General features: G+C 64.7%; 11 protein-coding genes. 10 read left to right on the top strand and 1 reads right to left on the bottom strand.

Features of this window, described 5'->3' with window-relative positions:
- The 8 genes from ATE71_RS15030 to ATE71_RS14995 all read left to right on the top strand — a co-directional run.
- On the top strand, nt 1–1,349 hold a 1,349-nt coding region (locus ATE71_RS15030; protein WP_058804180.1), incomplete at its 5' end, for a cisplatin damage response ATP-dependent DNA ligase.
- A gap of 112 nt (nt 1,350–1,461) precedes the next feature.
- Nucleotides 1,462–2,076 carry a superoxide dismutase gene (locus ATE71_RS15025; protein WP_058804179.1) on the top strand — a complete coding sequence of 205 codons (615 nt, stop codon included), beginning with the start codon at nt 1,462–1,464 and terminating at the stop codon, nt 2,074–2,076.
- A 211-nt stretch (nt 2,077–2,287) separates the two neighbouring features.
- Nucleotides 2,288–3,667 (top strand): L-serine ammonia-lyase, encoded by a 1,380-nt coding sequence (locus ATE71_RS15020; protein WP_058804178.1) that lies wholly within the window; start codon nt 2,288–2,290, stop codon nt 3,665–3,667.
- An 87-nt stretch (nt 3,668–3,754) separates the two neighbouring features.
- Entirely contained in the window at nt 3,755–4,138 is a 384-nt protein-coding gene (locus ATE71_RS15015) for a hypothetical protein (protein WP_152998805.1), read from the top strand.
- A gap of 704 nt (nt 4,139–4,842) precedes the next feature.
- Nucleotides 4,843–5,955, top strand: coding sequence for an S-(hydroxymethyl)glutathione dehydrogenase/class III alcohol dehydrogenase (locus ATE71_RS15010; RefSeq protein WP_058804176.1), 1,113 nt, complete (start codon nt 4,843–4,845; stop codon nt 5,953–5,955).
- A gap of 126 nt (nt 5,956–6,081) precedes the next feature.
- A complete protein-coding gene (purU, locus tag ATE71_RS15005; protein WP_201022963.1) occupies nt 6,082–6,942 on the top strand; it encodes a formyltetrahydrofolate deformylase in 861 nt (286 codons plus the stop codon).
- Nucleotides 6,943–6,993: 51 nt separating this feature from the next.
- Nucleotides 6,994–7,371 carry a VOC family protein gene (locus tag ATE71_RS15000; RefSeq protein WP_058804174.1) on the top strand — a complete coding sequence of 126 codons (378 nt, stop codon included), beginning with the start codon at nt 6,994–6,996 and terminating at the stop codon, nt 7,369–7,371.
- A gap of 5 nt (nt 7,372–7,376) precedes the next feature.
- Nucleotides 7,377–7,877, top strand: a complete 501-nt coding sequence (locus ATE71_RS14995) for a prolyl-tRNA synthetase associated domain-containing protein (RefSeq protein ID WP_058804188.1) — start codon at nt 7,377–7,379, stop codon at nt 7,875–7,877.
- Here the strand turns inward: ATE71_RS14995 and ATE71_RS14990 are convergent.
- The gene (locus ATE71_RS14990; RefSeq protein ID WP_058804173.1) at nt 7,874–8,809 is read right to left on the bottom strand and encodes a LysR family transcriptional regulator; all 936 of its coding nucleotides are present in this window, start codon (nt 8,807–8,809) and stop codon (nt 7,874–7,876) included. The genes ATE71_RS14995 and ATE71_RS14990 overlap by 4 nt on opposite strands.
- Nucleotides 8,810–8,896: 87 nt before the next feature.
- Between ATE71_RS14990 and ATE71_RS14985 the strand changes: the two genes are divergently transcribed.
- Nucleotides 8,897–9,481: an NAD(P)H-dependent oxidoreductase gene (locus tag ATE71_RS14985; RefSeq protein ID WP_058804172.1), complete on the top strand. Its 585-nt coding sequence runs from the start codon at nt 8,897–8,899 to the stop codon at nt 9,479–9,481.
- Nucleotides 9,482–9,582: 101 nt separating this feature from the next.
- Nucleotides 9,583–10,431 (top strand): S-formylglutathione hydrolase, encoded by an 849-nt coding sequence (gene fghA, locus ATE71_RS14980; protein WP_058804171.1) that lies wholly within the window; start codon nt 9,583–9,585, stop codon nt 10,429–10,431.
- Nucleotides 10,432–10,507: the final 76 nt, after the last annotated feature.

Below are 10,507 nucleotides of genomic sequence, written 5' to 3'. Positions count from 1 at the left end.
GGGTGGGGCATGTCGATGGCGCACAAGCGCCACAGGCCCCACCCCGACCCTCCCCTGAAGGGGAGGGAGAATTGTCCGTCTCCGAAGTCGTCGATACTTTGGCCGCCACGAGCCGCAGCGATGCGCCCGCGGTTGTCGCGTCGCTGCTCGACCGGCTCGATGCCGACGGGCGCTATGCGCTGCTCAAGCTCGCGCTCGGCGGGATGCGCGTCGGGGTGTCGGCGCGGCTCGCGAAACAGGCGTTCGCGCAGGCGTTCCATGTGCCGATCGACGATGTCGAGGAGCTGTGGCACGCGATCCCGCCGCCCTATGCGCCGCTGTTCGCATGGGGCGAGGGCAGGGCCGAGCGCCCCGACCTTGCCGACGTCGCCTTCTTCCGCCCCTTCATGCTCGCGCATCCGCTCGAGGAGGAGCGCGTCGACCTTGCCGACTATGCCGCCGAATGGAAATGGGACGGTATTCGCGTCCAGATCGTCCGCGGTGGCGCCGAGACGCGCATCTACAGCCGCGGTGGTGAGGAAATCAGCGCAGCTTTTCCCGAACTGGTCGCGGCGTTCGACCAGGATGCGGTGATCGACGGCGAACTGCTCGTACGCGGCGAGACGCAGGGGGGTGACGCGGCGAGCTTCAACGCGCTCCAACAGCGGCTCGGACGCAAGACCGTGTCGAAGAAGATGCTCGCCGATTATCCGGCCTTCGTTCGCGTTTACGATTTGCTCGCGGTCGACGGCAACGATCTGCGCCCGCTGCCGTGGACCGAACGGCGGCGGCAATTGGAGGCCTTCGTCCCGCGCCTCGCCGACAGCCATTTCGACCTGTCGCAAGTGATCGAGGCGCGCGACTTCGACGATCTCGCCGAACGCCGCGCCGGAGCGCGCGATGCCGCGATCGAGGGGGTGATGCTCAAGCGCCGCGACGCGCCCTATGTCGCGGGGCGCCGCGCCGGGCTTTGGTATAAATGGAAGCGCGACCCGCTCACCGCCGACTGCGTCATGATGTACGCCCAAAGGGGCAATGGACGCCGCGCGAGTTTCTATTCGGACTATACCTTCGGTTGCTGGTCCGACGCGGGCGAACTGCTCCCGGTCGGCAAAGCCTATTCGGGTTTCACCGACGAGGAACTGAAGTGGCTCGACAAGTTTGTGCGCGATAACACGCTCAATCGCTTCGGCCCGGTGCGCGAGGTCGAAAAGTCGCTCGTGCTCGAAGTCGCCTTCGATTCGATCCATGCGTCGAAGCGCCACAAGTCGGGGCTGGCGATGCGCTTCCCGCGCATTTCGCGCATCCGACGCGACAAGCCCGCCGAGGAAGCCGACCGCATCGCGACGCTGCGGGGAATGGTGACCTAGTGCCTCTCCCCTTCAGACGAGGGGTTTAATCAAAGGAAAATTGCCGTCACGGGGTTGCAACTCGCGGGCAAGATACCGAGTTAGTCCCCCGACACCAAAAAAGGAGACTGCCATGACGATCGCTTTCCCGCCGCTGCCCTATGCCCAGGATGCGCTCGAGCCGCATATTTCGGCCGACACGCTGGCGACGCACCATGGCAAGCACCACAAGGCCTATGTCGACAAGACGAACGCCGCGATCGAAGGCACCGACCTCGCCGGCAAGAGCTTGGAGGAAATCATCCACCACGCCGAAGGGTCGGGCAACAAGGGCCTGTTCAACAACAGCGCCCAGTCGTGGAACCACGCCTTTTACTGGAACAGCCTGAGCCCTACGAAGACCGCGCCCGCCGGCGATCTCGCCGCCGCGATCGACCGCGATTTCGGTTCGCTCGATGACCTGAAAAAGAAGCTCAAGGAAACCGCGGTCAACCATTTCGCGTCGGGCTGGGCGTGGCTTGTCTCGCGCGACGGCACGCTGTCGGTCACCGACACGCACGATGCGGGCACCGAGCTGGTCGCGGGCATCAAGCCGCTCGTCGTGATCGACGTGTGGGAACATGCTTATTATATCGACCGCAAGAACCTGCGCCCGGCCTATGTCGACGCGGTGGTCGACGAACTGCTCAACTGGGATTTCGCGGCGGAGAATTTCGCGCGCGACGGCGCCTGGACCTATCCGGCGTAATTTGTTGATCCTCCCTGTGCCGCAGGCATGGGGAGGTGGCAGCGCGCAGCGCTGACGGAGGGGCGATAACGCGGCGTCGCAGCCCCTCCATCACCTTCGGTGGTTCCCCTCCCCATCGCTTCGCGACAGGGAGGATTTTATTGCAAGCCGTAACGAAAATTGGCCCGCACGGGCCTATCGGGATCGTCCGCCTTCGCCTATAGGCGCCGCCATGACGATCAGCCTGTTCGAACTTTTCAAAATCGGTGTCGGTCCCTCCAGCTCGCATACCGTCGGGCCGATGGTTGCGGCGCGGCGCTTTACCGTGTGGCTCGACGAAACGGGGCTGCTCACGAAGACCGCGCATGTCGAGGCGGACCTCTACGGCTCGCTCGCGCTGACGGGGAAGGGCCACGCTGCCGACACCGCGATCGTCGCGGGTCTGGCCGGCGAAATCCCCGCATCGACCAGCCTCGCCGCGATCAAGGCGCATTGGGACCGCGCGGAGAGCGAAGGTTTCCTCTACCTGCTCGGCCGGCAGCGTGTTCGCTTCCAGCCAAAGCGCGACCTGCATTTCCAGATGCGCCAGCGCCAGCCGTTCCACAGCAACGCCTTGAGCTTCACCGCGCGCGACGGTGATGGCGAAATCCTCGCGAAACGCATGTATTTCTCGATCGGCGGCGGCTTCGTCGTCGATGAGGATGAGGCGGGACGCAACAGCCGCGGGGCGGAGGATGAAGTGAGCTTGCCCTTCGCCTTCACCTCGGGCGCCGACCTGCTCGAAATGGGTGCCGCGTCGGGCAAGAGCTTCGCCGAGATGATGCTGGAGAATGAGCTGGTCCACCGTGGCCTCGAAGAGGTGAACGCCGGACTCGACGCGATCGCGGAGGCGATGGATGCGTCGATTGAATCGGGCTGCTGCAGCACCGGAATTTTGCCGGGGGGCCTTAAGGTCAAGCGCCGTGCACCGCAGATCGCCGAAGACATCCGCAACCGCCACGAGGCGAATCTGACCGATCCGCTCGCGATGATGGATTGGATCAACCTGTGGGCGATGGCGGTGAACGAGGAAAATGCTGCGGGCGGCAAGGTCGTCACCGCGCCGACCAACGGTGCGGCGGGGATCATCCCCGCAGTGATCCGCTTCTACCGCCGCGGCTATCGCGGCGACGCCGCCGGGGTGCGCACCTTCCTGCTCGCCGCGGGCGCGGTCGGGGCGCTCTACAAGCGCAACGCCAGCATTTCGGGCGCCGAGGTCGGCTGCCAGGGCGAGGTTGGCGTCGCCTGCTCGATGGCGGCGGCGGGGCTGACTGCGGCCTTGGGCGGGACGAACGCGCAGGTCGAGAACGCCGCCGAGATCGGCATGGAGCACAATCTTGGCCTCACTTGTGATCCCATTGGCGGCCTGGTGCAGATCCCGTGCATCGAGCGCAACGCGATGGGCGCGATCAAGGCGATCGACGCGAGCCGCATCGCGATGATCGGCGACGGCACGCATGTCGTCAGCCTCGACACGGTGATCGCGACGATGTTGCAAACGGGGCGCGACATGCGCGACAAATATAAGGAAACGTCGAAGGGCGGGCTGGCGGTCAGCGTGGTGGAGTGTTGAGCTTCAACTGTTGGCCGCTAGCGCACTGAACCTTTTTTGCTAAAAGGCGACATGCTCGAAAGGTCAGACTGCCCATTCCTATTGGACGTGCTTGATAGCCTTAAACGCCGTCGAAAAGCGCTCAAGCATCATAACGCAACTCCGACAATTGAGCGCTTCATCGAGCTTCGCGATGGAAAGACCGAAGAGCGGGTGGAAGTTACATTCAAGGTGCGCAAACGGCAGAGCGTAGCCCTGACGGTCTGGGGTGATCGGTGGATTTCGATCCGAGCCGCGGAGTCAATTTCGCAAGCCGGGTGGAAGTTTCAGTATACGCACTCCGGACGCTTTCTCGGCACCGAGGGCGGTCGCGATCTGGTCAGAGCGACGGAGGCTTCGCTTTCCGAGATGTACGAATTGACCGATACGACCGTCGAACGGCTCGACCTCATCTGGAGCCCATTGTTGGCCAACGGCCCACAAGTCGCTTGATGGCGGCGTTTTATCCCCCCTCACTTCGCCGCAACGCCCCCGGCAATTCCTCGCACAGCTTGTCGATCAGCAACCGCACCTTCGGCAGCAAGTGCCGCCGCTGCGGATAGACCGCCCAGATCGGTTCTTCCTGCGGCCGCAGCGGATCGAGGAGCGAGACGAGGGCAATCCTTATCCTTCATCGTCATCCCGGACTTGATCCGGGATCCATTGCGGCGCCGGCGTCATGGACCCCGGGTCAAGTCGAACGAGCCGCGTGTCTCGTTCGAGGGTGACGAAATGGGATGGCAGCAGAAGGGGCTTTCCTACATTATTTCGCAGGCATAGCCTGCTCGCCATGACCATTGCGATCCCACCCGCCGTTGCCCTGCGCCTCGCTCCCGGCCCGTGCCACCGGGGAAGCGAAACAAGAGGGGTATGTGGCGTGACCTTTGTGACCTTCCGAACAAAATGACACGCGCGTTCGGACCCCGACTCACCTGGCTTGGTCAAGCTTGGACGTCGAGTAATCCTCCCTGTGGCGCAGCCATGGGGAGGGGGACCGCTTGCGAAGCAAGTGGTGGAGGGGCCGCAACGGTGCGCCAAAGCCCCTCCGTCAGCGCTGCGCTGCCATCTCCCCACGGCTTCGCCCGCAGGGAGGATCAGGAGTATCTTGCATTGCCGCGCCCTTTGCCTGATTGGGAGCGCCAAGAAGGAGACCGCCCATGAAGACCCGCGCCGCCGTTGCGTTCGAAGCGAAGAAGCCGCTCGAAATTGTCGAACTCGACCTCGAAGGCCCGAAGGCGGGCGAGGTGCTGGTCGAGATCATGGCGACGGGCATCTGCCACACCGACGCGTACACGCTCGACGGCTTCGACAGCGAGGGCATCTTTCCGAGCGTGCTGGGGCACGAGGGCGCGGGCGTCGTGCGCGAGGTCGGCGCGGGCGTCACCAGCGTGAAGCCCGGCGACCACGTCATCCCGCTCTACACCCCCGAATGCCGCCAGTGCAAAAGCTGCCTTAGCGGCAAGACCAACCTCTGCACCGCGATCCGCGCAACGCAGGGCAAGGGCTTGATGCCCGACGGCACGACGCGCTTTTCGTACAAGGGCCAGCCGATCTTCCATTATATGGGCTGCTCGACCTTCTCGAACTTCACCGTGCTGCCCGAGATCGCGGTCGCGAAGATCCGCGAGGACGCGCCCTTCCAGTCGAGCTGCTACATCGGCTGCGGCGTCACCACCGGCGTCGGCGCGGTGATCAACACCGCGAAGGTGCAGGTCGGCGACAATGTCGTCGTCTTCGGCCTGGGCGGCATCGGCCTCAACGTGATCCAGGGCGCGCGGCTTGCCGGTGCCAACCAGATCATCGGCGTCGACATCAACCCCGATCGCGAGGAATGGGGCCGCAAGTTCGGCATGACCGACTTCCTCAACTCGAAGGGCATGAGCCGCGAAGACACGGTCGCTGCGATCGTCCAGATGACCGACGGCGGCGCCGACTACACCTTCGACGCGACGGGCAATACCGAAGTGATGCGGATCGCGCTCGAAGCCTGCCACCGTGGCTGGGGCACCTCGATCATCATCGGCGTTGCTGAGGCGGGCAAAGAGATCGCGACGCGGCCGTTCCAGCTCGTCACGGGCCGCAACTGGCGCGGCACCGCGTTCGGCGGCGCCAAGGGCCGCACCGACGTGCCGAAGATCGTCGACATGTACATGACCGGCAAGATCGAGATCGACCCGATGATCACCCACGTCATGGGGCTGGAGGAGATCAACAAGGGGTTCGACCTGATGCACGCGGGCGAGAGCATTCGTTCGGTGGTAGTCTTCTAACCCTTATTTTCCGTTCGCCCCGAGCTTGTCGAAGGACCGTTCTTCCTCCATGCGGCGGCCAAGGGAAAACGGTGCTTCGACAGGACCAGCGCGAGCGGGGTCGGGGTGCGCCGAGGGAGGAAGAATTTGACCGGACCTTATGTCCTGACGTTCAGCTGCGTCGATGCGGTGGGGATCGTCGCGGCGGTGACTGGGCTGCTCGCCGAGCGCGACGGCTTCATCCTCGACAGCCAGCAATATGCCGACCTCGATTCGGGGCGCTTCTTCATGCGCGTCGAATTCCGTGGTGCGGGGCCGCGTTTTCCCGAAGGACTGGCGGGCGTGCAGGAGGCGTTCGCGCCGATCGTCGAACGCTTTGCGATGGACGCGCGGATCAGCGACAGCGCCGCCAAACCGCGCTTCGTCATCGCGGTGTCGCAGGGCAGCCACTGCCTCAACGATCTTTTGCACCGCTGGTCGACCGGCAATCTCGCGATCGATATTGTCGGGGTGGTGTCGAACCACGAAGCGCAGCGGCGGCTGTCCGAATGGCACGGCGTGCCGTTTCACTATCTGCCCGTGAGCGACGCCAACCGCGCCGACCAGGAAGCCGCGATCCTTGACGTGATGAAGCGCGGCGGCGCCGAATATCTGGTGCTCGCGCGCTATATGCAGGTGCTCTCGTCCGACCTGTCGGCAAAGCTCGCGGGGCGCTGCATCAACATCCACCACAGTTTCCTGCCCGGCTTCAAAGGCGCCAAGCCCTATCACCGCGCGCAGGAGCGCGGGGTCAAGCTGATCGGCGCGACCGCGCATTTCGTGACCAGCGACCTCGACGAAGGACCGATCATCGAGCAGGCGGTCGAGCGCGTCGATCACCGCGACGGCGTCGACGATCTGATCCGCATCGGCCGCGATGTCGAGGCGCAGGTGCTGGCGAAGGCGGTGCGCTGGGTCGCCGAACAGCGCGTGCTGATCGATGGCCGCAAGACGGTGGTTTTCCGCTGACAAGACTGGCACAGCTTCGGTATCGATTCGCAACGCAAAAGGGAGAGAGAAATGTTCAGTCACGTCATGGTGGGGTCGAACGACATCGCCGCGTCCAAGAAATTTTATGATGCGCTTTTCGCAGCGCTCGGTGGGCCGGAAGGCGTCATCGACCCCAAGGGCCGGCTTTTCTATATGAGCAAGACCGGCATCTTCGGCGTTTCGGTGCCGATCAACGGCGAACCCGCGTGCCATGCCAATGGCGGTACGATCGGCTTCGCGGTCGAATCGCCCGAACAGGGCGACGCCTGGCACGCCGCGGGCGTCGCCAACGGCGGCACCCCCTGCGAAGATCCGCCGGGCATCCGCACGAGCGAAATGGGCAGCATGTATCTGGCCTATCTGCGCGATCCCGCCGGCAACAAGATTTGTGCGCTGAAGCGCATGTGAGCACGATGCGCGGCGAAGCGGGATTGCTGGCGGACCTGAGCGCGCTCGCCATCCCCTTTGCCGCGCACGAGCATGCGGCGGTGTTCACCGTTGCCGAAAGCGACGCGGTGAATGGCGCGATACCGGGCGCGCATACCAAGAACCTGTTTCTGAAGGATAATGGTGGCGCCTATTGGCTCGTCACCGTGCCGTCGGAGGCGCGCGTCGACCTGAAGGCCTTGCCCGCCGCGATCGGCAGCAAGCGCGTCAGCTTCGCCAAGGCCGACGATATGGAGCGACTGCTCGGCATCGCGCCGGGGTCGGTGACGCCGCTCGCCGCGATCAACGCAGCGCCGGGCAGCATTACCGTGGTACTTGATTCGGCGCTGGCCGAGGCCGACCCGGTCAACGTCCACCCGCTCCGCAACACCGCGACGCTGGGGCTGGCGGGCTCGGCGATCCTCGACCTGCTACGCCATTGGGGGCATAGGCCACTGATCGCTCGGGTGCCGACCGTCACCGTTTAGCGGCGCGTCCCGTTTTCCCCGACCTTTGGCGCAACGCGCGCGGCAACGAGGTCGGCGAGTTCGTTCATCACATGCATCAGCCCGGAGTCGCCGCGGGCGCGGCTGGCCCAGGCGAGGTGCAGCGGGAACCCATCGACCGCGAGCGGCGGATGGCGGACGGCGATGGCGTGCTGCAGCCCGTCGGGAATCGCGTGCGCGGGCATCATTGCGATATAGTCGGTCGCGAACAGGATATCGGGGACCATCATGAAGCTGGGCACGACGATTCCGACGCGGCGGCGGTGGCCAAGTGCTTCAAGCCGAGCGTCGAAGGGGGTGCGCGTCTCGCCCGATCCCGAAACGACGACATGCGGAAAGGCGAGCCAGGCGTCGAGCGTGAAGGCATCCGCTGCCGGATGATCGCGGCGCATCACCACGACATAATGCTCGTCGAGGATATGGCGGCGGTCGATCCCCTCGACCTCGCGGTCAAACAGCGACATGGCGAGGTGAACGTCGCCGCCGAGCAGGTCGGTCGCCGCCTGTCCGGCGCCGCGCCAGCCCCGGACGACGAGGTCGATCCCGGGCGCGGTCGCCGCGAGGCGCGCGAGCAGCGGCGGGAGCAGCAGCGCGGCGATCTGGTCGGCGATCATCAGGCGCACGGTCTGCCGGATCTGGTCCAGCGGGATTGCGGGCGGATCGACGAGTGCTTCGACGTCGCCGAGCAAGGCCTTGAGCGGCGCGCGCAGCGCCTCGCCGCGTGGCGTGCGGCGCATGATCGCGCGCCCGCGTTCGAGCAGCGGGTCGTCGAACAGCGCCCGGCAGCGTTGCAGCGCCGCCGACACCGCGGGCTGGGTCAGCCCGAGCCGCTGCGCCGCGCGGCTGACATGCGCCTCGTCGAGCAGCGCGTCGAGGATCACCAGCAGGTTGAGGTCGATCGTCCGTAAATTCATGAAAATAATAATAGATCATGTTTAATATAAATTGGAATGCTTTCTTTGGGCGCAGCATATTCAGGGCATCGACCGAAGGAGGCTTGAATGAGCAAGACATTGATATTGATGTTCCACCCCGATCCGGAAAAGTCCGTCGCCAACGCGCTGCTGGCGCGCGCTGCCGCCGAAATCGACGGCGTTGAGGTCGTCGACATCGCCGCCACCTATCCGGGCGGCCGGATCGACCTGATGACCGATGGCGCGGTCGAGGCGCAACGGCTGCTCGCCGCCGACCGCATTGTCTTTCAGTTCCCGGTGCAATGGTATTCGGTCCCGTCGCTGATGAAGGACTGGATCGATGCGGTGTTCACGCGAATATATTATGTCTTCGCTGAACGCGAAGGCGACAGGCTGGAAGGCACGCCGCTGATGATCGCCGCGACGGCGGGGAACACACCCGAAAATTACGCCCCGGGCGGCCGTATCGCGATTTCGCTCGAGGATATTTTCACGCCGCTCCGCGCAACCGCGGTGCGCGCCGGCATGCCTTGGCATCGGCCGCACATTCTCTATCATGCCAATGCGCTGGACGCGGCGCAGTCGGCGGCGGCGGGTCCTGATTATCAGGCGGCATTACGGGCGTTCATCGCCGCGACGCCGAAATCGACAGAGATCGCCGCGGCCGCCTAGGATGCTGACCTCAGCGCCAGCAAACCGAGATTTTCGCCAACCCCGTTGTAGGCAGGGACGGCGGGGTTGCGCCTTTCGGGCGTGCGCGGCACAAGGGCGCCATGCCCATCGAAACCCTCTCCACCGTTCGCAGCCATGGCGGCACGCAAGGCGTGTACACGCATGCCAGTACGACGACCGGCACCGACATGACCTTTGCGGTTTTCGTCCCCGATCATGCTCCCGGCACGAAACTGTCGGTCCTCTGGTGTCTGTCGGGGCTGACCTGCACCCACGCCAATGTGATGGAAAAGGGCGAGTATCGCGCCGCCTGCGCCGAGCATGGCGTCATCTTTATCGCCCCCGACACGTCGCCGCGGGGCGAGGGGGTTCCGGACGATCCCGACGGTGCCTGGGACTTCGGCTTGGGCGCGGGTTTCTACGTCGATGCGACCGCGAAGCCATGGGCAAAACACTACCGGATGCGGTCCTATATCGAGGATGAGCTGCCATCGCTGATCCTGCGCAATTTCCCGAGCGCCGACCTGACGCGGCAAGGCATCACCGGCCATTCGATGGGCGGGCACGGTGCGCTGACGATTGGCCTTCGCAATCAGGATCGTTTCCGCTCGGTCTCGGCCTTTTCGCCGATCGTCGCGCCGTCGCAGTGCCCGTGGGGTCAGAAGGCGCTCGGCCATTACCTCGGCGACGACCGCGAGGATTGGCAGGCTTATGATGCGTGCGCGCTACTCGATCAGGGACTGCGCGTCCCCGACCTGCTCGTCGATCAGGGCGAGGCCGACAATTTCCTGGCTGAACAGCTCAAGACCGAATTGCTCGTCGAGGCGTGCGATCGCAACGGGCAAAAGGCCGAGATCCGGATGCAGCCGGGGTACGACCACAGCTATTATTTCATCTCGACCTTCATGGCCGAGCATGTCGCGTGGCATGCGGAGCGGCTGAAGGCGTAACCAAGCTCGCGTCCGCGTGAAGGCAGGGCCCTCTGGAGGTTTACGCAGCGACGATGCACAATGCTGACCGGGACCC

The organism is Sphingopyxis sp. H115, assembly GCF_001468465.1.
GTDB lineage: Bacteria > Pseudomonadota > Alphaproteobacteria > Sphingomonadales > Sphingomonadaceae > Sphingopyxis.
This window is presented reverse-complemented; position numbering and strand designations above follow the sequence as displayed.

Bases quoted from the DNA above. Each gene is read 5' to 3' on its own strand.
- ATE71_RS15025 (WP_058804179.1), top strand. From the start codon at position 1,462: ATGACGATCGCTTTCCCGCCGCTGCCCTATGCCCAGGATGCGCTCGAG.
- ATE71_RS15020 (WP_058804178.1), top strand. From the start codon at position 2,288: ATGACGATCAGCCTGTTCGAACTTTTCAAAATCGGTGTCGGTCCCTCC.
- ATE71_RS15010 (WP_058804176.1), top strand. From the start codon at position 4,843: ATGAAGACCCGCGCCGCCGTTGCGTTCGAAGCGAAGAAGCCGCTCGAA.
- ATE71_RS15000 (WP_058804174.1), top strand. From the start codon at position 6,994: ATGTTCAGTCACGTCATGGTGGGGTCGAACGACATCGCCGCGTCCAAG.
- ATE71_RS14995 (WP_058804188.1), top strand. From the start codon at position 7,377: ATGCGCGGCGAAGCGGGATTGCTGGCGGACCTGAGCGCGCTCGCCATC.
- ATE71_RS14990 (WP_058804173.1), bottom strand. From the start codon at position 8,809: ATGAATTTACGGACGATCGACCTCAACCTGCTGGTGATCCTCGACGCG.
- ATE71_RS14985 (WP_058804172.1), top strand. From the start codon at position 8,897: ATGAGCAAGACATTGATATTGATGTTCCACCCCGATCCGGAAAAGTCC.
- fghA (WP_058804171.1), top strand. From the start codon at position 9,583: ATGCCCATCGAAACCCTCTCCACCGTTCGCAGCCATGGCGGCACGCAA.